Consider the following 21,109-nt stretch of genomic DNA (forward strand, 5'->3'; position numbering starts at 1 on the left):
CGCTGCCGGGTATTTTAAAACCTCAATGTGCTCTTACCCCTGATGAGGCATGAGCTCTGGATGGCCTTTCACCGGCGGTTTGCTGCTGGTCAACGCGGCTTCATCCGCACTGATGCTGCCGGAGTTATCCGCCCAGACGCCTTCCTGCGTTTTTGTCACCTGCTGATGCTGTGCATTCAGATCCTGTCCCATCGCCGCAATATGCGTGCTCTCGGTACCGCCGCTGTTATCCGCCCAGGGGATGGTGGCGTCCTGCGCAAAAGCCATACCGGAAATCAGGGTCGCAGCCAGCGCTGCCGTTGTCAGAATCGTTTTCATATCTAGCACCTCAATTTATTAGCATGCTACTATTTTATATCGTTATTATTATTCAAATAACGGCAAGATATAACAGAACGTTTCCCGAGGGGACGGCTAATCCGGGGGCAAATAACGGGATCGTCGCGTACAGCGGACGTTGGTCGATTGAGCACCGCCGGCATGTGTTACCAGCCTCACAATCTTTGCTACGCTTCGACACAGCTTTGTGACAGAAAGCATAAAAAAAGCGGCCCTCAGGCCGCTTATGTCATTCCGATAACCGGGAAAAAGAATTACTTCTTCTTCGCTTTCGGGTTCGGCAGGTCGGTGATGCTACCTTCGAACACTTCGGCAGCCAGGCCCACGGACTCGTGCAGAGTCGGGTGCGCGTGGATGGTCAGCGCGATGTCTTCAGCGTCACAGCCCATTTCGATCGCCAGACCGATTTCACCCAGCAGCTCGCCGCCGTTGGTGCCGACAATCGCACCACCGATCACACGGTGAGATTCTTTGTCGAAGATCAGTTTGGTCATACCGTCTGCGCAGTCGGAAGCGATAGCACGGCCAGAAGCAGCCCACGGGAAGGTGGCGGTTTCGTAGCTGATGCCTTTCTCTTTCGCTTCTTTCTCAGTCAGGCCAACCCATGCAACTTCTGGCTCAGTGTACGCGATGGACGGGATAACTTTCGGATCGAAGTAGTGTTTCTTACCGGAGATAACTTCGGCAGCCACGTGACCTTCGTGAACACCTTTGTGCGCCAGCATCGGCTGACCGACGATATCGCCGATAGCAAAGATGTGCGGCACGTTGGTGCGCAGCTGTTTGTCAACGTGGATGAAGCCACGGTCGTCAACTTCCACGCCAGCTTTGCCTGCGTCGAGGTTTTTACCGTTCGGTACACGGCCGATAGCCACCAGCACCGCGTCGTAGCGTTTTGCTTCAGACGGCGCTTTTTTGCCTTCCATGGAAACGTAAATACCGTCTTCTTTCGCTTCAACGGCAGTCACTTTGGTTTCCAGCATCAGGTTAAATTTCTTGCTGATGCGCTTGGTGAAGACTTTAACGATATCTTTGTCAGCAGCCGGGATAACCTGGTCGAACATTTCAACCACGTCAATCTCTGAACCCAGCGCGTGGTACACGGTACCCATTTCCAGACCGATGATACCGCCGCCCATAACCAGCAGGCGTTTTGGCACTTCTTTCAGTTCCAGTGCGTCTGTGGAGTCCCAAATGCGCGGATCTTCATGCGGAATGAACGGCAGCTGAATTGGACGAGAACCCGCCGCGATGATCGCGTTGTCGAAGTTGATCACGGTTTTGCCGTTTTCGCCTTCCACTTCCAGGGTGTTCGCCCCGGTGAATTTACCCAGACCGTTAACCACTTTCACTTTACGGCCTTTGGCCATACCAGCCAGACCGCCGGTCAGTTGAGTGATGACTTTCTCTTTCCAGGTACGAATCTTGTCGATATCCGTTTTCGGCTCACCGAAGACGATACCGTGTTCAGCCAGCGCTTTGGCTTCTTCGATAACTTTTGCTACGTGCAGCAGCGCTTTAGAAGGGATACAGCCAACGTTCAGACAAACACCACCAAGGGTGCTGTAACGTTCTACGATTACGGTTTCCAGACCTAAATCAGCGCAACGGAAAGCAGCAGAGTAACCCGCCGGGCCCGCCCCAAGTACCACGACCTGAGTTTTAATTTCAGTACTCATCATGACCTCTATCATTTGTATCCGGCGGTCTGACGTTATAGTTATTACGCCCATCATCCACCGGGACGTTCTATCCGCGTGTATTTTACAAAATTGTTAACAATTTTTAAACAACAAACGGCAAACGATTTTGTCCTTTGTTGCTGATAACCCCTAACCACTCCGAGGTTACCAGAAAAAAGCCGGCCGTCAGGCCGGCTTTTTCATTACATCACCAGACGGCGAATGTCAGACAGCATGTTGTTGATGATGGTGATAAAGCGCGCACCATCCGCACCGTCGATAACGCGGTGGTCGAAGGAGAGCGAAATCGGCATCATCAGACGCGGCATAAACTCTTTACCGTTCCACACTGGCTCCATAGAGGACTTGGAGACACCGAGGATCGCCACTTCCGGCGCGTTCACAATCGGCGCGAAGTGGGTGGTACCCAAGCCGCCGATGCTGGAGATGGTGAAGCAACCGCCCTGCATTTCGCCAGCAGTCAGCTTGCCATCACGCGCTTTCTTGGAGATGGTGGTCAGTTCGCGAGACAGCTCGGTAATGCTCTTCTTGTTCACGTCTTTGAAGACAGGAACAACCAGACCATTCGGGGTATCTACCGCAACGCCGATGTTGATGTATTTCTTCAGCGTCAGACGCTGACCATCTTCGGACAGAGAGCTGTTGAAGCGCGGCATCTGTTCCAGAGCGGCGGCAACGGCTTTCATGATGAAGACCACTGGGGTGAATTTCACGTCCAGTTTACGTTTTTCAGCTTCGGCGTTCTGCTGTTTACGGAACGCTTCCAGATCGGTGATATCGGTCTTATCGAAGTGGGTAACGTGCGGGATCATCACCCAGTTACGGCTCAGGTTAGCACCAGAGATTTTCTGGATACGGCCCAGTTCCACTTCTTCGATTTCACCAAACTTGCTGAAGTCCACTTTCGGCCAAGGCAGCATGCCCGGAATACCGCCGCCTGCTGCTGCAGCCGGAGCCGCTTCAGCACGCTTGATAGCGTCTTTCACGTAAGCCTGAACGTCTTCGCGCAGGATACGACCTTTACGGCCAGACCCTTTCACTTTCGCCAGGTTCACGCCGAATTCGCGCGCCAGGCGACGAATCAGCGGAGTAGCGTGGACGTAAGCGTCGTTCTCAGCAAACTCAGATTTGCCTTCCGCTTTTGCGGCCGGAGCAGGCGCTGCTGCTTGTGCAGACGCGGCGGCCGGAGCCGGAGCTGCTGCCTGAGCCGGCGCGGCAGCAGGTGCTGCGCCTTCCACTTCGAAGACCATAATCAGAGAACCGGTTTTGACTTTGTCGCCGGTGCTGATTTTGATCTCTTTCACGGTGCCCGCGAACGGTGCCGGAACTTCCATAGAGGCTTTGTCGCCTTCTACGGTAATCAGTGACTGCTCAGCGGCAATTTTATCGCCGACTTTAACCATCACTTCAGTGACTTCAACTTCGTCACCGCCGATATCCGGTACGTTAACTTCTTTGGAGCCCGAAGCTGCTGCCGGAGCCGCCGCTGCGGCAGGCGCTGCTGCCTGAGCCGGTGCAGCCGCTGGTGCCGCGCCAGCAACTTCGAAGACCATAATCAGAGAGCCGGTAGACACTTTGTCGCCGGTGTTCACTTTGATCTCTTTCACGGTACCCGCGAACGGCGCCGGGACTTCCATAGAGGCTTTATCGCCTTCTACGGTGATCAGCGACTGCTCTGCGGTCACGGTGTCGCCCACTTTCACCAGAATCTCGGTCACTTCAACTTCGTCACCGCCGATATCCGGAACGTGTACGTCTTTAGCTGCCGCTGCAGCAGGTGCTGCTGCCGGAGCCGCTTCTTTCTTCTCTTCTGCCTTGGCAGGTGCAGCTGCTGCTGCACCGTCGGCGGAATCGAAAATCATGATCAGTTTGCCGGTCTCAGTTTTGTCGCCAACAGAGACTTTGATCTCTTTAACGATACCAGCCTGAGGAGACGGAACTTCCATAGAGGCTTTGTCGCCTTCTACGGTGATCAGCGACTGTTCAGCTTCAACTTTGTCGCCTACTTTGACCAGGATCTCGGTGATTTCAACTTCATCAGCCCCGATGTCCGGTACATTGATTTCGATAGCCATTGTTCTTTTACCTCTTACGCCAGACGCGGGTTAACTTTTTCTGCATCGATGTTGAATTTGGTAATTGCTTCCGCAACCACTTTCTTATCGATTTCGCCACGTTTAGCCAGTTCGCCCAGTGCCGCTACAACCACGTAGGAAGCATCAACTTCGAAGTGGTGACGCAGGTTTTCACGGCTATCAGAGCGGCCAAAGCCGTCGGTACCCAGTACGCGGTAATCATCAGCCGGTACATAAGTACGAACCTGCTCAGCAAACAGTTTCATATAGTCGGTAGAGGCAACTGCCGGTGCGTCGTTCATCACCTGAGCGATGTACGGAACGCGCGGCGTTTCCAGCGGGTGCAGCATGTTCCAGCGCTCACAATCCTGGCCATCACGCGCCAGTTCAGTGAAGGAAGTCACAGAGTACACGTCAGAGCCCACACCGTAGTCTTTCGCCAGGATCTGCGCTGCTTCACGGACGTGACGCAGGATAGAACCGGAGCCCAGCAGCTGAACCTTACCTTTGCTACCTTCGATGGTTTCGAGTTTGTAGATACCTTTACGGATACCTTCCTCGGCACCTGCTGGCATTGCCGGCATGTGGTAGTTTTCGTTCAGCGTGGTGATGTAGTAGTAAACGTTCTCTTGTTTCTCACCGTACATACGCTCCAGACCATCGTGCATGATGACCGCAACTTCGTACGCGTAAGACGGATCGTAAGAGATACAGTTCGGGATAGTCAGAGACTGAATATGGCTGTGACCATCTTCGTGCTGCAGACCTTCGCCGTTCAGCGTCGTACGACCGGAAGTACCACCTACCAGGAAGCCGCGAGCCTGCTGGTCGCCAGCCTGCCAGCACAGGTCACCGATACGCTGGAACCCGAACATGGAGTAGTAGATGTAGAACGGAATCATCGGCAGGTTGTTGGTGCTGTAAGAGGTCGCAGCCGCCAGCCAGGATGCGCCAGCACCCAGTTCGTTGATACCTTCCTGCAGAATCTGGCCTTTCTCGTCTTCTTTGTAGTAGGCAACTTGCTCGCGGTCCTGCGGGGTGTACTGCTGACCGTTCGGGCTGTAGATACCAATCTGACGGAACAGACCTTCCATACCAAAGGTACGCGCTTCATCGGCGATGATCGGCACGAGGCGGTCTTTGATGGATTTGTTCTTCAGCATCACGTTCAGAGCACGTACGAACGCGATAGTGGTAGAGATTTCTTTGTTCTGCTCTTCCAGCAGCGGCGCGAAATCTTCCAGAGTCGGCAGCTCTAACTTCTCATCGAAGTTCGGCTGACGGCTTGGCAGGTAGCCGTGCAGTTTCTGACGCTGGGCGTGCAGATAGGTGTGCTCTTCAGAACCTTCCGGGAAGGTAATGTACGGCAGTTTTTCGATATCAGCATCGGCAACCGGCACATTGAAACGATCGCGGACGTAGCGAACGCCGTCCATGTTCATTTTCTTCACCTGGTGAGCGATGTTTTTACCTTCAGCGGTGTCACCCATGCCGTAACCTTTAATGGTATGGGCGAGGATTACGGTAGCTTTGCCTTTGGTTTCCTGCGCTTTTTTCAGTGCAGCGTAGACTTTCTTCGGATCGTGACCACCACGGTTCAGGGCCCAGATCTGCTCGTCAGTCCAGTCGGCAACCAGCGCTGCGGTTTCCGGATATTTACCGAAGAAGTGCTCACGCACGTAAGCGCCGTCTTTGGATTTGAAGGTCTGGTAGTCACCGTCAACGGTTTCTTCCATCAGCTGGATCAGTTTACCGCTGGTATCTTTACGCAGCAGCTCGTCCCAACGACCGCCCCAGATAACCTTGATAACGTTCCAGCCAGCGCCCGCGAAGATGCCTTCCAGTTCGTTAATGATTTTGCCATTACCGGTAACCGGGCCATCAAGACGCTGCAGGTTACAGTTGATAACAAAGACCAGGTTGTCCAGTTTTTCACGGGTCGCGATGGTGATAGCGCCTTTAGATTCTGGTTCATCCATCTCGCCGTCGCCCAGGAAGGCGTAAACGGTCTGTTTGGAGGTGTCTTTCAGACCACGGTGTTCCAGGTATTTCAGGAATTTAGCCTGATAGATAGCGCCGATCGGGCCCAGACCCATAGATACGGTCGGGAACTGCCAGAAGGTCGGCATCAGTTTCGGGTGCGGGTAGGAAGACAGACCTTTACCGTGAACTTCCTGACGGAAGTTGTTCATCTGTTCTTCGGTCAGACGGCCTTCCAGGAAAGCACGCGCGTAGACGCCCGGGGAGATGTGGCCCTGGAAGTACACCAGGTCGCCGCCATCCTGCTCGTTGCGTGCGCGGAAGAAGTGGTTGAAGCACACTTCGTAGAAGGTCGCAGAAGACTGGAAGGAAGCCATGTGGCCGCCCAGCTCGAGGTCTTTTTTAGACGCACGCAGCACGGTCATGATGGCGTTCCAACGGATAGCAGAACGAATACGACGCTCCAGCTCCAGATTGCCCGGGTATTCCGGTTCATCTTCAACGGCAATAGTGTTGACGTAACCGCTAGCACTTGCACCCGCCGCTACCTGAACGCCGCCTTTGCGTGCTTCAGAAAGCAGTTGGTCGATAAGATACTGAGCGCGCTCAACACCTTCTTCACGGATGACCGATTCGATCGCCTGTAGCCAGTCGCGAGTTTCGATCGGATCCACGTCATTGTGTAAACGTTCTGACATGGGTTATTCCTTATCTATCTAGTACGTTGATTTGTCTGGAACCTGTCCCATTGCGCTTTCGTGGGAAAACGCAATAAGACAGGTTCTGCGTTTAGTTGCCGCGCTCTCAATGGCGCATTTTCACATTTCCCGGTCAAACAGCTGCCGGGAAAAAGCTTAATCCTTTCGCTGCTGGAGACGACGTAACGAGCGCTCACGGCGGCTCTGTTCACGGCTTCTGTCCAACAAAATCTCTTCAATGAAGGCCAGGTGGCGATGAGACGCTTCGCGCGCCTGCTCAGGTTCGCCGGCCATGATCGCTTCAAAAATACGGGTACGATGATTGCTGACCTGCGGGAGCATTTCCCTACGGGCGTAGAGCAACTCAAAGTTTTGACGAACGTTTTGCGCCAGCATCGGCTCCATACACCGTAGCAAATGAAGTAGCACCACGTTGTGAGCCGCTTCAGTGACCGCAATTTGATACTGGACGACGGCGTCAGATTCAGCGTCAAGGTCGCCCGATTGCTGAGCCCGTTCGATGGCCTGATGCAGCTCGCGAATGCGTACGCGATCTTCATCAGTGCTGCGCAGTGCCGCGTAATAAGCCGCGATACCTTCCAGCGCGTGACGGGTCTCTAGCAGATCAAACTGGGATTCAGGGTGGTCGGACAGTAGCTCAACCAGCGGATCGCTGAAGCTCTGCCATAGGCTGCTCTGAACAAAAGTCCCGCCGCCCTGGCGACGAAGCAGGAGCCCTTTGGCTTCAAGGCGTTGAATCGCCTCACGCAGCGAAGGGCGAGAAACGTCGAACTGTTTAGCCAGTTCGCGTTCAGGTGGAAGTTTTTCGCCGGGGCGTAACGTCCCCTCAAGAATCAAAAACTCCAACTGCTGCTCAATCACATCGGATAATTTTGGTTGGCGGATTTTGCTGTAGGCCATTGTTCCCTGTCTCTGCCATTAGCCCGGAGTCAATTGGTCTTACCAATTTCAAGTTCGTAGCGCTAAAGTAACAAAGTATTCACCTTATGTCCATACAGGTTTTGATTGAAATCAGTAAACCCGGCACTTTTTAACAACATTACAGAAATGATGTTTCAGAAATGTAACTTTGCACAAAAAATGACTTTACCTATAAAGAAGTACAATTAACTAAAACCAAACAATATTAAGCAAACTGAACCGTTTCAATTCCGCCATAAATGAATTTTTATTCAATTTAATGATTATTAATTCAATATTATCGCGATGACGCCATTTCAGCGCGGCGTGACCGTTGTTGTCTTTTTATCCAATCTGTCATCACCCCTTCATAAAGCAGGTGCATTCCTTCGCGCTTACCACTATTCTGCTCATGACGAAAGAGCCTTACCTCTTTTTAAGAAAAGCTTTTCGTAAACATAACAATACAGAAAACGGAATTTCTTAAGTACATACGCACAACAGCGTCACAATAATAACCACACACGAGGTTTCACAATGGAAGGTCAACAGCAAGGCGCGCAGCTTAAGCGCGGCCTGAAGAACCGCCATATCCAGCTGATTGCTCTGGGCGGCGCTATCGGCACCGGCCTGTTTCTTGGCAGCGCCTCCGTCATTCAATCCGCCGGTCCCGGTATTATTCTCGGCTACGCAATCGCCGGTTTTATTGCCTTTATGATCATGCGCCAGCTCGGTGAAATGGTGGTTGAAGAGCCTGTAGCCGGCTCCTTCAGCCACTTTGCCTACAAGTACTGGGGTAACTTCGCGGGCTTTGCTTCTGGCTGGAACTACTGGGTGCTGTACGTCCTGGTTGCCATGGCGGAACTCACCGCAGTGGGTAAATACATCCAGTTCTGGTATCCCGAGATCCCTACCTGGGCTTCCGCGGCAGCCTTCTTTGTGATTATCAACGCCATCAACCTGACCAACGTTAAAGTGTTCGGTGAGATGGAGTTCTGGTTTGCCATCATCAAAGTTATCGCGGTTATCGCGATGATCCTGTTCGGCGCATGGCTGCTGTTCAGCGGCAGCGCAGGCCCGCAGGCCACCGTGCGCAACCTGTGGGAACAAGGCGGCTTCCTGCCGCATGGCTGGACGGGGCTGGTGATGATGATGGCGATCATCATGTTCTCCTTCGGCGGCCTGGAGCTGGTTGGGATTACCGCGGCGGAAGCGGATAACCCGGAGCAAAGCATTCCAAAAGCCACCAACCAGGTTATCTACCGTATCCTGATTTTCTATGTGGGCTCGCTGGCGGTACTGCTCTCGCTGATGCCGTGGACCCGCGTCACCGCGGATGTCAGCCCGTTCGTGCTTATCTTCCATGAACTGGGCGACTCGTTTGTAGCGAATGCCCTGAATATCGTGGTCCTGACCGCCGCGCTCTCCGTGTACAACAGCTGCGTCTACTGCAACAGCCGTATGCTTTTCGGCCTGGCGCAACAGGGCAATGCCCCGAAAGCGCTGCTGAACGTCGACAAACGCGGCGTGCCGGTGAGCTCTATTTTGGTTTCCGCCGTTGTGACTGCGCTGTGCGTGCTGATCAACTACCTGGCCCCAGAGTCCGCATTCGGGCTGCTGATGGCGCTGGTGGTTTCTGCACTGGTCATTAACTGGGCGATGATTAGCCTGGCGCACATCAAGTTCCGCAAAGCCAAACAGCAACAGGGCGTCACCACACGCTTCCCGGCGCTGTTCTACCCGCTGGGGAACTGGATCTGTCTGGTCTTCATGGCTGCCGTGCTGGTGATTATGGTGATGACTCCGGGCATGGCCATCTCCGTATGGCTGATTCCGGTATGGATCGCCATTCTGGGTATCGGATTTATGTTTAAGCAGAAGAGCGCCAAAACCGTAAAAGCGCACTAATCTGACAGGCCCTCTCCTCCCGGAGGGGGCTTTTTCCCTGATGTTACCTGCCTCACAGTTTCATTTTCGCAGCAGCTTTCTCCATATCAACAACGTTATCCTGCTACGCATTTCACCCTTTAACTGGCAATAATCTTCTCCATATTCCCCAAGAGAGATCTGGCGATGGACGCAAGTAAACTGTCAGTAAAAGAGAAGATTGGTTATGGCATGGGCGATGCAGGATGCAACATCATCTTCGGCGCTATCATGCTGTTCGTTAACTATTTTTACACCGATATTTTTGGACTGGCGCCAGCATTGGTGGGCGTACTGCTGCTCTCAATCCGCGTTATCGACGCCGTTACCGACCCGATTATGGGCGCACTGGCCGACCGTACCCGCAGTAAGTATGGCCGCTTTCGTCCATGGCTATTATGGATCGCCTTCCCTTACGCGCTGTTCAGCGTGCTGATGTTCACCACGCCAGACTGGAGCTATAGCAGCAAAGTTATCTATGCGTTTGTCACCTATTTCCTGCTGTCGGTCACCTATACCGCCATCAACATTCCTTACTGCTCGCTGGGTAGCGTGATTACCAACGACCCGAAAGAGCGCGTCGCCTGCCAGTCCTATCGCTTTGTACTGGTTGGCATCGCCACCCTGCTGCTGTCGCTGACCCTCCTGCCGATGGCCGACTGGTTTGGCGGCGAAGACAAAGCCAAAGGCTACCAGATGGCGATGACCGTGCTGGCCTTTATCGGCATGTGTATGTTCCTGTTCTGCTTTGCCACCGTACGTGAACGCGTACGCCCGGCGGTACAGACCAACGATGAACTGAAGCAGGATTTAAAAGACGTCTGGAAAAACGATCAGTGGGTACGCATTCTGCTGCTGACGTTGTGCAACGTCTGCCCGGGTTTTATTCGCATGGCCGCCACCATGTACTACGTCACTTGGGTGATGGGCGAAAGCACGCACTTCGCCACTATTTTTATCAGTCTGGGCGTGGTCGGCATGATGATCGGCAGTATGCTGGCCAAAGTGTTGACCGATCGCTGGTGTAAACTGCAGGTCTTCTTCTGGACGAACATCGTACTGGCCGTCTTCTCTATCGCCTTCTATTTCTTCGACCCGCACGCCACCGTGCTGATCGTGGTGCTCTACTTCCTGCTGAACGTGCTGCACCAGATCCCGTCTCCGCTGCACTGGTCGCTGATGGCCGACGTTGATGATTATGGCGAATGGAAAACCGGCAAACGTATCACCGGCATCAGCTTCTCCGGCAACCTGTTCTTCCTGAAGGTGGGGCTTGCGGTTGCCGGTGCCATGGTTGGCTTCCTGCTCTCCTGGTATGGCTACGACGCGGGTGCCAAGGCGCAAAGCGACACCACCCTCAACGGTATTATGCTGCTGTTCACCGTGATTCCTGGCGTGGGCTATCTGATTACCGCTGGCGTGGTCCGTCTGCTGAAAGTTGACCGCAACCTGATGAAACAGATTCAGGAGGATCTCGAAAAACGCCGCAATAACTACCGCGAGCTGAATGAATACCAGCAAGAATTGAAAACGACTGAACACGTAAGGAAAGCCTGATGAAGAACTGGCCTAACCCCTTTATTGAGCAACGCGCCGATCCGTTTATTCTGCGCCATAAGGATACGTACTACTTTATCGCCTCTGTGCCGGAATATGACCGGCTGGAGATCCGCCGCGCCACAGACCTCGACGGCCTGCGCACCGCTGAGCCGGTGGTGGTCTGGCGCAAGCCAGACAACGGCCCGATGAGCAACCTTATCTGGGCGCCGGAGCTGCACCACATTGACGGCAAATGGTATATCTACTTCGCCGCCGCCCACACTCAGGCGTTCGACAGTCTGGGGATGTTCCAGCACCGCATGTTTGCGCTGGAGTGCAGCGACGCCGATCCGCTCAGCGGGAAATGGGTTGAGAAAGGTCAGGTAAAAACGCCGTTCGACACCTTCTGTCTCGACGCCACCACCTTCGAACATCAGGGTAAACGGTGGTATCTGTGGGCGCAAAAGTCTCCGGAGATTGCCGGTAACTCCAACCTGTATCTGGCCGAGCTGGAAAACCCGTGGACCCTGAAAGGTAAGCCCGTCATGCTCAGCAAACCCGAATTCGACTGGGAATGTCGCGGTTTTCTGGTGAACGAAGGGCCTGCCGTTGTCACCCACGGTGACCGCCTGTTTATCAGCTACTCCGCCAGCGCCACCGACGAAAACTACTGCATGGGCCTGCTGTGGATTGATAAAGATGCCGACATGACCAACGTGGAAAACTGGCATAAGTCACCGGAGCCGGTATTCACCACCAGCTACGAAAATCGTCAGTACGGTCCGGGGCACAACAGCTTTACGCAGACGCCGGAAGGAGAGGATGTGCTGGTGTATCACGCGAGGAACTACACGGAAATTGAAGGCGACCCGCTGTACGACCCGAATCGCCACACCCGCCTGAAAACGGTCCGCTGGACGGAAGACGGAATGCCAGACTTTGGCATCCCGCCGGCAGATACGCTATAAACGCATTGCCCGGTAACGCGACGTTTACCGGGCAAAAACTACACTAACGTTCCATAAATCGTCAGCAGCGCCATTACCACCACTACCGCATACGACGTCTTCTTCGCCATCGACACCGCGGCTTTTGGCGTTTCCACCTTATCCACGTGCGGTTCGCGGGCAAGGGAATACTGCGCCAGCGTTGTCAGCACCTGATACTGCGAAGAATGCCGGTCGCCCAGCGAAGCAAACCACGCCGGAAGCGCCTTCTCACCGTGGCCAATCAGCGCATATACCACGCCAACCAAACGAACAGGAACCCAATCCACCACATGCAGGATTGCGTCTATCCCTGACAGCAAGCGATGATGCGGCGTCTGATAACGCGCGAGGAAAGACTGCCACGAACGCAAAAACGCGTAGCCTATCAATGCCATCGGCCCCCACGCCCCCCCCACCACGAACCAGAACAGCGGGGCCAGGTAGAAACGGTAGTTGATCCACAGCAGCGCATTCTGCAATTCACGCAGGAACTCGCGCTCATCGCAACCCGGCGGGACGCCATGAATCATTGTCAGCTCGCTGGCCATCGCCTCACGGGCGTGGGCATCATTGCGCGATGCCGCCTTCAGATAGGCGTGATAATGCAGACGAACGCGGCCCGCGCCGATACACAACAGCCCCAGAAGAATCCAGAAAATAAGCTGTGGCACGTTAAACAGCAGCCCATCGAGCACACGCTGGATAATTCCGACCACGGCCATTGCCGCGATGGTCATCAGCAACGTGGCGCCCAGAGAATAGTGCTTCACCCGGCGAAACAGCACTTCCAGACGGTGGTCGAGCTGCCAGTGTTCTCCGAGTTTAAACAGGCGCTCGGCAAGCAGAACCAGAAGCGTGGTAAACAACGTCATGTCATCTCCTTATCTGACGAGGGGGTGACCAGCGCGCGAAAACGCGCCCAGTCAAACGCCGGGCCGGGATCGGTTTTGCGCACAGGCGCGATATCACTGTGGCCAGTCATGTTATCGGCAATGAGGGGATATTCGGCAATGAGCAACTGGGTTAAGGCCGCCAGCTGCGCATACTGCGCATCGGTGTAGGCCAGCGTATCGGTACCTTCGAGTTCAATACCGATAGAGAAATCATTACATCGCTCGCGCCCGTGATAGCTGGAAACGCCGGCATGCCAGGCGCGTTTATCAAAGGGAACGTACTGCACAATCTCACCATCACGACGGATCAAGCAGTGGGCTGACACCCGCAGATGGCAAATTTCCGCAAAAAATGGATCGGCGTTGGGGTCGAGCGTGCCAGTAAACAGGGCATCTATCCACGGGCCGCCAAATTGACCGGGCGGCAGGCTAATATTATGCACAACCAGCAGCGAGGGGGCCTCATCCTGTGGGCGAGTATCGTGATGAGGGGACGGCACCTGCCGAACGCCCACCAGCCAGCCCTTATCTAACTGCATTCAGGATCTCCTAAAATATGGTGATACTTGCTGGTTCAGAGTAGCATGTTTCAATCTTTTGCATCGTTACCAATTTGGAGCTTTATTATGCCGCCTCGCCGCTATAACCCAGACCATCGACGTGACGCGCTACTTGAACGTATTAACCTCGATATCCCTAACGCTGTCGCCCAGGCGCTGCGCGAAGATCTGGGCGGAGAAGTGAACGCACAGAACGATATTACCGCACAACTCTTACCGGAAAAAACACAGTCTCATGCCATCGTGATTACGCGTGAAGACGGCGTATTTTGCGGTAAACGCTGGGTTGAAGAGGTCTTTATTCAACTGGCGGGCGATGACGTCACCCTGACCTGGCACGTTGAAGATGGCGATACCGTCATCGCTAATCAACCGCTGTTTGAAATTAACGGCCCGTCCCGCGTTCTGCTCACCGGCGAGCGCACGGCGTTGAACTTCGTGCAAACGCTTTCCGGTGTCGCCAGCGAAGTGCGTAAATACGTCAACCTGCTGGAAGGCACGCATACCCAACTGTTGGATACCCGCAAAACGCTGCCAGGCCTGCGCACCGCGCTAAAATACGCCGTGCTGTGCGGCGGCGGCGCCAATCACCGCCTGGGGTTATCCGACGCCTTCCTGATCAAAGAAAACCACATTATTGCCTCCGGCTCCGTGCGTCAGGCGGTAGAGAAAGCGTTCTGGCTGCATCCGGACGTGCCGGTTGAAGTGGAAGTGGAAACCCTGCAAGAGCTGCGTGAAGCGCTGAAGGCCGGTGCCGACATCATCATGCTTGATAACTTTGATACCGAGCAGATGCGTGAAGCGGTAAACATTACCCAAGGCCAGGCTCAGTTGGAGGTCTCTGGCAACGTGACCTTCGACACCATCCGCGAGTTCGCTGAAACCGGCGTCGACTTCATCTCCGTCGGCGCGCTAACCAAGCATGTGCGAGCGCTCGATCTGTCGATGCGTTTCCGCTAACCCCTGATAATGCCCTCCACCGCGAGGGCATTTTCCCGATCGTCGTTCCACTTCCCCCCTGCACATCTGCAACCCCAGTAAAAACGCTGGAAGGCGGCTTCCTGAACACCGCTTCGCCCCTCGCTGACCGCGTTAACCTCTGCCAGAGTAGCGCCAGTTTCAGCAAGGAGCAGAACATGAACAAACAACAAGGTTTTACTCTCATCGAACTGATGGTCGTTATCGGCATCATCGCCATTCTTAGCGCCATCGGTATCCCGGCCTACCAGAATTACCTACGCAAAGCAGCGCTAACCGATATGCTGCAAACCTTCGTTCCCTACCGCACCGCAATCGAACTGTGCGCGCTCGACCGCGGCGGGCTGGATAACTGCGATGCAGGCAGCAATGGCATCCCCTCACCGACCACCACCCGCTATGTTTCAGCCATGAGCGTCGCACAGGGCACGGTTATCCTGACCGGTCAGGAGAGCCTCAACGGCCTGACCGTTACCCTCGTCCCCGGCTGGGACAACGCCAACGGCATCACCGGCTGGCAGCGCACCTGTGATATCCAGAACGATGGCGCACTCCTGCAGGCCTGTGAAGACGTTTTCCGCTTTGATGTTCAGTAAGCGAAGGGGCAATGATGAAACAGGAACAATTGTTAACGTTGTGCCAACGTCACCATGCGGTACTGCTCAGCAACGCGGCCGATGAACTGAGTATCGCGGTCGTGGGTACGCCGCCTGGCGAGCTGATGGATTCGCTCCGCTTTGCCACTCAAAAGCGCATCGATATTGAATGCTGGACGCAGGAGAGGATGGACAAATATCTGCAGCAGTCGACGCCTTTAACCAATGCCACGCCGCATGATGAAAGTGATAACGCGGTTGGCCTGCTCAACCATCTGCTCAAACAAGCGCTGGTTCAACGCGCGTCCGATATCCATTTTGAGCCGACCGAACATGCGCTTCGCGTACGGCTTCGTGTCGATGGCGTGCTGCATCCTCTCGCCCCCATTGCTCTGCCGTTAATGGCACCGCTGATTGCCCGGCTTAAGGTGCTCGGCGGCCTCGATATCGCCGAGCGGCGCTTACCTCAGGACGGGCAGTTCACAATAGATATTGCCGATAAGCCGCTCTCATTCCGACTCTCGACGCTTCCCTGCCGCTACGGCGAGAAAGCCGTGCTGCGTCTGCTGCATAAGGTGGAACAGGCGCTTGATCTTCAACGGTTAGGGCTATCAGACAATGAGTTAATGCAGCTTCAGTCTGCGTTAAATCAACCGCAAGGGCTGATTCTGGTCACCGGGCCGACGGGCAGCGGAAAAACGGTGACGCTCTACAGCGCGCTGCAAAGCCGCAACCGGAGTAACGTCAATATCTGCAGTGTGGAAGACCCCATTGAGATCCCTCTTGATGGTCTGAATCAGACACAGATTAGCCCACGCGCCGGATTGACCTTCCAGAACGTACTGCGCGCCTTGCTGCGTCAGGACCCCGATATCGTGATGGTCGGTGAAATCCGCGACGGCGAGACGGCGGAGATCGCCATCAAAGCCGCGCAGACAGGTCATCTGGTGCTCTCGACGCTGCATACCAACTCCACCGTCGAAACGCTGGTACGCCTCGAGCAAATGGGCGTGGCGCGCTGGATGGTGTCATCGGCACTCTTAATGGTCGTCGCACAGAGACTGGTTCGGCGACTCTGCCCACACTGCCGCCAGACATTGCCCGGTGAACAGCCGCTCCCACGGTCGCTATGGCCACGCCCGCTGCCGCACTGGACGGCACCAGGCTGCCCGCACTGTTACCATGGTTATCAGGGCCGTCTCGCGCTGTTTGAACTGCTGCCGCTCACGCCCACACTACGACAGGGGATCGTTAATGGACACAGTCCGGCGGAACTGATGCTACATGCTCGGGAAGCGGGTATGAAAACGCTGTTTGAAAATGGCTGCCGGGCCGTCGAGCAAGGGCTAACCACGCAGGAAGAATTACTGCGCGTGCTAGGGCTCCCACAGGATGCGTGAACAGCTTTGGTACTGGCGTGGGCTTGACCCCAACGGCATCGAGCATCGCGGTACGCTCTGGGCCAACCATCGGCCTGGCGCGCTGATGGCGCTCACGCAACAGAACATTATCGCCCTCTCGTTGAAGCGCCGTGCGATAAACCCGTCACTCTGGCGGGCACAGCACAGCTGTGCGGTGATCAGCCAGTTGGCAACCCTGTTGCAGGCTGGGCTCACGTTATCAGACAGCCTGGCGCTCCTCAGCCAGCAGCACCCGGCACCGCAATGGCGTGCCCTTCTCGACTCCCTGGCTAGCCGTCTGGCGCAAGGTGTCACGTTATCGGAAGGATTGAAACCGTGGCCGCAGGCTTTTCCCCCACTCTACCTGACGATGATTCGCACCGGTGAAATCACCGGTAAGCTGGAACAATGCTGTCTGGCGCTCTCTCAGCAACAGAAAGCGCAACTGCTGCTGACGGCAAAGGTGAAAAAGGCGCTGCGCTATCCGCTGATTATTTTATCGCTGGCCGTACTGGTGGTGGTGGCGATGGTCAGCTTTGTACTACCTGAATTTACCGCCATCTATCGCACCTTCAACACGCCGTTGCCCGCGTTGACACAGGCCGTCATGGCAAGCGCCGCCTTTATTGAGAGGTGGTACCTTCCTCTTTTGGTTTTTCTGCTGTTGCCTGTGATGCTAAGCGCCGCGTTAAAAAACCACCCGCCATGGCAGCGTATTCGTCAGCGGATATTGCTCGCGCTGCCGATCATGGGCAAGCTCAGGCGTGGCCAGATGCTCAGCCAGATTTTTACCGTCCTTTCGCTGACGCAGCGCGCAGGCATTGCCTTTTTGCAGGGGCTGGAGACCGTTGAGGAAACGCTTAGTTGCCCGTGGTGGCGTGAGGTTATCACCCGGCTACATCACGACGTGGCGCAGGGTTGCACTATCTGGCAGGCCATGGAAAACAGTGGCGTGTTTACACCTTTATGCTTACAGCTGGTAAGGACCGGAGAAGCGTCCGGGGCGCTGGATGAAATGCTGGAGAATCTGGCCCGGCATCACAATGAGAGCACTCAGAATCTGGCAGAAAACCTGACGTCGATGCTGGAACCGTTGCTGCTTATCGTCACGGGGTTAATTATCGGAACGCTGGTCGTCGCGATGTATCTGCCCATTTTTCATCTGGGAGACGCCATCAGCGGAGCGGGATAACGCTGGCGCATACGGCGCCAGCGTTAAAGGGGTTACAGGCTGTTGAACACGCGGTTCTCTTGTTCCTGTACCCGGATAAAGGTGGTGCGTTTAGTCAGCTCTTTCAGGCGAGAGGCCCCAACGTAGGTACAGGCTGAACGCAGGCCGCCAAGGATATCACGCGCGGTGTTATCGACCGGGCCACGCAGCGGCAGCTTCACGGTTTTGCCTTCTGCCGCGCGGTACTGAGCAACGCCGCCCACGTGGCGCTTCATCGCAGACTCAGAGCTCATGCCGTAGAACAGCATAAATTTCTCGCCATTCTCTTCGACAATCACGCCGCCGCTTTCATCGTGACCAGCCAGCATGCCGCCCAACATCACGAAGTCGGCGCCGCCGCCAAAAGCTTTGGCTACGTCGCCCGGCATGGTGCAGCCGCCATCGCTGACGATCTGGCCGCCAAGTCCATGCGCCGCATCAGCACATTCAATCACTGCGGACAGTTGCGGATAACCGACGCCAGTTTTCACGCGGGTTGTGCAGACGGAACCCGGACCGATACCCACTTTCACAATGTCTGCGCCAGACAGAATCAGCTCTTCACACATCTCGCCGGTCACCACGTTGCCTGCGCAGATAGTTTTCGTCGGCCATGCTTCACGCGCTTTCGCTACAAACTGTACAAAGTGCTCAGAGTAACCATTAGCCACATCAATACAGACAAAGTTCAGCGCTGAGTTCAGCTTGAGGATCTGCTGCGTTTTTTCGAAGTCGGCGTCGGAGGTCCCGGTAGAGACCATCACGTGCTTGAGCACGTCTTCAGACTCGGCCTGCACAAAGGCTTTCCACTCTTCAACGGAGTAGTGCTTATGTACGGCGGTCAGGATATCGAAAGAGGCAAGCGCTTTTGCCATCCCGAAAGTCCCCACGGAGTCCATATTCGCAGCAATAATCGGTACGCCTGACCAGCGTTGGCCTGAATGTTTAAAGGTGAATTCGCGTTCCAGTTCAACATCGGAACGGCTTTTAAGAGTAGAGCGTTTAGGGCGGATAAGAACGTCTTTGAAACCTAACTTCAGATCTTCTTCGATACGCATGTGCGAATTCCTGGGGTTAATGGCAATTAAATTGAGAGCACAACTCCAGTAATGCAATCATACGCACTAATCAGGTCTTCGCAAGACTGCGATTTTCACTTTTTTTAAGCTACAATCCCATAAATTTACCTGGCGAATAGTACCGTGCATCTTTGATTCGCACACTTCAGGCGTCAGTTTTTTAACCAAATGATTTTCATACTAAAATTCCAGGGCTAAGCGGTATGACTTACACAGTGGCGTTAACGGGCGGCATCGGCAGCGGCAAAAGCACGGTCGCAGATGCGTTTTCTTGCCTGGGAATTAACGTGATTGATGCCGATATTCTTGCCCGTCAGGTTGTCGAACCCGGCACGCCGGCGCTAGCAGCCATTACCGAACATTTCGGCCACCACATTCTGACCCCGGAAGGGGCGCTAAACCGCCGGGAGCTACGCGAACGTATTTTCGCCAACCCGGAGGAAAAAGCCTGGCTCAACGCCCTCCTGCATCCTTTGATTCAGCAGGAAACACAGCGTCAGCTTCGTCAGGCCACCTCGCCTTACGTGCTTTGGGTCGTTCCTCTGCTGGTGGAAAACAAACTCTATGAGCGGGCCGATCGCGTACTGGTCGTTGACGTATCACGCGAGACCCAGCTTCTTCGTACCATGCAGCGCGACAACGTGTCGCGAGAGCATGCGGAAAATATTCTTGCAGCCCAGGCCACGCGCGAAGCGCGTCTGGCCGTGGCTGACGACGTTATTAATAACAACGGCACACCAGATGCCATTGCATCGGATGTTGCTCGCCTTCACGCGCACTATCTTGAGCTCGCGGCACAGGCTGTATCACAGGAAAAATCGTAATGCACACCCACATCCTTTTTGAGCATCCGCTAAACGAAAAAATGCGTACCTGGCTGCGTATTGAATTTCTGACTGAGCAATTGAATGCCAATTTACCCATCAGAGATCACGCCAGCGCGCTGCACTTTTTTCGCAACGTCGGGGATTTACTGGATGTGTTCGAACGCGGCGATATCCGCACAGAACTGCTCAAAGAGCTGGAACGCCAACAGCGTAAACTGAACGCCTGGAGCGAAGTCCCGGGTGTTGATCTCAGCCGTATCGACGCCCTGCGTCAGCAATTGAAAAATAGCAGCAGTATCCTGATGGCGGCACCGCGTATCGGGCAGTTCCTGCGTGAAGATCGCCTGATTGCGCTGGTGCGTCAGCGTCTGAGTATTCCGGGAGGTTGCTGCAGCTTCGACCTGCCGACGCTGCATATCTGGCTACACGCTAAACAGCATCAGCGCGATGCGCTGGTGGAAACCTGGCTGGCAAGCCTGGAGCCGCTCAATCAGGCGTTGACGTTAATTCTCGATCTGGTACGCAATTCAGCGCAGTTCCGCAAGCAAACCAGCCTGAACGGTTTCTACCAGGACAACGGTGAAGATGCCGACCTGCTGCGTCTGAAGCTTGAACTGACCTCGCAGCTTTACCCGCAGATCTCCGGCCACAAGAGCCGCTTTGCTATCCGCTTTATGCCGCTGGACAGCGAGCACGGCGTGGTACCGGAGCGTCTGGATTTTGAACTGGCGTGCTGCTAAGGAGAGAAGATGTCTGACGTCACCACCGTAAACTGCCCCACCTGCAACAAACCGGTTGTCTGGGGCGAACAAAGCCCCTATCGCCCTTTTTGCTCCAAGCGCTGCCAGCTGATTGACCTTGGCGAATGGGCGGCGGAGGAGAAGCGAATCCCGAGCAGCGGCGATCTCTCCGATAGCGATGACTGGAGCGAAGAGCAGCAGTAAATCCGACGCCGGGAACGGCCCGGCGTCATCACATATCAACCCGCGATCAGCTTTTCAATCACCGGCACGTTCGCTGGCGGGAATTCGTCCGCCACCAAATCCTGTTGCGCAACCCAGCGTCCCGGCTGCCCTTCTTTGCCCCACGGCTCGCCTTCCCAGCTGTCAACCAGCCAGAACCACAGCGTAATGTGGCGATCGGGGAACTGATATTCCAGCTTATCAAACGGCTGCAGCGAGGTGGTCACGATCCCAACCTCTTCCTGCAGTTCACGGATAACCGCTTCCTGCGGTGACTCCCCCGCTTCAATTTTACCGCCCGGAAACTCCCATTTATGCGCCATGTGCGCATCGGCGGCACGCTGGGTGATATAAATTTCGCCTGCGGCATTGCGAATGATGCCGACGGATATTTGCAGTATTTTCATTTTGTCTTATCCATAAAAAAGGCGCAG

Annotated in this window: 19 protein-coding genes; 10 read left to right on the forward strand and 9 right to left on the reverse strand. The window is 54.9% G+C overall.

Annotated elements, in window-relative coordinates:
• Window positions 1-33 precede the first annotated feature (33 nt).
• The 5 genes from GY169_RS19425 to pdhR all read right to left on the reverse strand — a co-directional run bounded on the left by GY169_RS19425 (window position 34) and on the right by pdhR (window position 7,716).
• Window positions 34-318 carry a hypothetical protein gene (locus tag GY169_RS19425; protein WP_163448039.1) on the reverse strand — a complete coding sequence of 95 codons (285 nt, stop codon included), beginning with the start codon at window positions 316-318 and terminating at the stop codon, window positions 34-36.
• A gap of 275 nt (window positions 319-593) precedes the next feature.
• Window positions 594-2,018 (reverse strand): dihydrolipoyl dehydrogenase, encoded by a 1,425-nt coding sequence (gene lpdA / locus GY169_RS19430; protein ID WP_064547498.1) that lies wholly within the window; start codon window positions 2,016-2,018, stop codon window positions 594-596.
• A gap of 206 nt (window positions 2,019-2,224) precedes the next feature.
• The gene (gene aceF, locus GY169_RS19435) at window positions 2,225-4,117 is read right to left on the reverse strand and encodes a pyruvate dehydrogenase complex dihydrolipoyllysine-residue acetyltransferase (protein WP_167576768.1); all 1,893 of its coding nucleotides are present in this window, start codon (window positions 4,115-4,117) and stop codon (window positions 2,225-2,227) included.
• Between the two features lie 14 nt (window positions 4,118-4,131).
• Window positions 4,132-6,795, reverse strand: a complete 2,664-nt coding sequence (aceE, locus tag GY169_RS19440; protein ID WP_163448041.1) for a pyruvate dehydrogenase (acetyl-transferring), homodimeric type — start codon at window positions 6,793-6,795, stop codon at window positions 4,132-4,134.
• Window positions 6,796-6,951: 156 nt separating this feature from the next.
• A complete protein-coding gene (pdhR, locus tag GY169_RS19445; protein ID WP_064547482.1) occupies window positions 6,952-7,716 on the reverse strand; it encodes a pyruvate dehydrogenase complex transcriptional repressor PdhR in 765 nt (254 codons plus the stop codon).
• Window positions 7,717-8,253: 537 nt separating this feature from the next.
• Between pdhR and aroP the strand changes: the two genes are divergently transcribed.
• The 3 genes from aroP to GY169_RS19460 all read left to right on the forward strand — a co-directional run bounded on the left by aroP (window position 8,254) and on the right by GY169_RS19460 (window position 12,149).
• The gene (gene aroP / locus GY169_RS19450; protein WP_167576770.1) at window positions 8,254-9,624 is read left to right on the forward strand and encodes an aromatic amino acid transporter AroP; all 1,371 of its coding nucleotides are present in this window, start codon (window positions 8,254-8,256) and stop codon (window positions 9,622-9,624) included.
• 165 nt (window positions 9,625-9,789) lie between these two features.
• Entirely contained in the window at window positions 9,790-11,199 is a 1,410-nt protein-coding gene (locus GY169_RS19455) for a glycoside-pentoside-hexuronide (GPH):cation symporter (protein ID WP_167576772.1), read from the forward strand.
• Window positions 11,199-12,149, forward strand: coding sequence for a family 43 glycosylhydrolase (locus GY169_RS19460; protein WP_167576774.1), 951 nt, complete (start codon window positions 11,199-11,201; stop codon window positions 12,147-12,149). The genes GY169_RS19455 and GY169_RS19460 overlap by 1 nt, the downstream gene beginning before the upstream one ends.
• 38 nt (window positions 12,150-12,187) lie before the next feature.
• Here GY169_RS19460 and ampE read toward each other — a convergent pair whose 3' ends face one another.
• Both ampE and ampD read right to left on the reverse strand, forming a co-directional pair.
• Entirely contained in the window at window positions 12,188-13,042 is an 855-nt protein-coding gene (ampE, locus tag GY169_RS19465) for a beta-lactamase regulator AmpE (protein ID WP_167576776.1), read from the reverse strand.
• A complete protein-coding gene (gene ampD / locus GY169_RS19470; RefSeq protein WP_167576778.1) occupies window positions 13,039-13,602 on the reverse strand; it encodes a 1,6-anhydro-N-acetylmuramyl-L-alanine amidase AmpD in 564 nt (187 codons plus the stop codon). The genes ampE and ampD overlap by 4 nt, the downstream gene beginning before the upstream one ends.
• A gap of 87 nt (window positions 13,603-13,689) precedes the next feature.
• Here ampD and nadC point away from each other — a divergent pair, with 87 nt between their 5' ends.
• From nadC to hofC, 4 genes are all read left to right on the forward strand, one after another.
• The gene (gene nadC / locus GY169_RS19475) at window positions 13,690-14,583 is read left to right on the forward strand and encodes a carboxylating nicotinate-nucleotide diphosphorylase (protein WP_167576780.1); all 894 of its coding nucleotides are present in this window, start codon (window positions 13,690-13,692) and stop codon (window positions 14,581-14,583) included.
• Between the two features lie 176 nt (window positions 14,584-14,759).
• Window positions 14,760-15,197, forward strand: a complete 438-nt coding sequence (gene ppdD, locus GY169_RS19480) for a prepilin peptidase-dependent pilin (protein ID WP_167576782.1) — start codon at window positions 14,760-14,762, stop codon at window positions 15,195-15,197.
• Window positions 15,198-15,211: 14 nt separating this feature from the next.
• Window positions 15,212-16,597, forward strand: a complete 1,386-nt coding sequence (gspE, locus tag GY169_RS19485) for a type II secretion system protein GspE (protein WP_167576784.1) — start codon at window positions 15,212-15,214, stop codon at window positions 16,595-16,597.
• A complete protein-coding gene (gene hofC / locus GY169_RS19490; protein WP_167576786.1) occupies window positions 16,590-17,789 on the forward strand; it encodes a protein transport protein HofC in 1,200 nt (399 codons plus the stop codon). Before gspE ends, hofC begins: the two co-directional genes overlap by 8 nt.
• Before the next feature lie 32 nt (window positions 17,790-17,821).
• Here hofC and GY169_RS19495 read toward each other — a convergent pair whose 3' ends face one another.
• A complete protein-coding gene (locus tag GY169_RS19495; protein ID WP_064547460.1) occupies window positions 17,822-18,865 on the reverse strand; it encodes a GMP reductase in 1,044 nt (347 codons plus the stop codon).
• Window positions 18,866-19,089: 224 nt separating this feature from the next.
• Between GY169_RS19495 and coaE the strand changes: the two genes are divergently transcribed.
• The 3 genes from coaE to yacG are packed head-to-tail and all read left to right on the forward strand — an operon-like array spanning window position 19,090 to window position 20,657.
• A complete protein-coding gene (gene coaE, locus GY169_RS19500; RefSeq protein ID WP_163448051.1) occupies window positions 19,090-19,710 on the forward strand; it encodes a dephospho-CoA kinase in 621 nt (206 codons plus the stop codon).
• On the forward strand, window positions 19,710-20,453 hold the full coding sequence (gene zapD, locus GY169_RS19505) for a cell division protein ZapD (RefSeq protein ID WP_167576788.1): 744 nt from the start codon (window positions 19,710-19,712) through the stop codon (window positions 20,451-20,453). Before coaE ends, zapD begins: the two co-directional genes overlap by 1 nt.
• A gap of 9 nt (window positions 20,454-20,462) precedes the next feature.
• Window positions 20,463-20,657 (forward strand): DNA gyrase inhibitor YacG, encoded by a 195-nt coding sequence (yacG, locus tag GY169_RS19510; protein ID WP_163448053.1) that lies wholly within the window; start codon window positions 20,463-20,465, stop codon window positions 20,655-20,657.
• 35 nt (window positions 20,658-20,692) lie between these two features.
• Here the strand turns inward: yacG and mutT are convergent, their stop codons facing one another.
• Window positions 20,693-21,082 (reverse strand): 8-oxo-dGTP diphosphatase MutT, encoded by a 390-nt coding sequence (gene mutT, locus GY169_RS19515; protein WP_064547452.1) that lies wholly within the window; start codon window positions 21,080-21,082, stop codon window positions 20,693-20,695.
• Between the last annotated feature and the right edge of the window lie 27 nt (window positions 21,083-21,109).

The sequence above is a fragment of the Kluyvera genomosp. 3 genome, assembly GCF_011765685.1.
Classification (GTDB): Bacteria; Pseudomonadota; Gammaproteobacteria; order Enterobacterales; family Enterobacteriaceae; genus Kluyvera; species Kluyvera georgiana_A.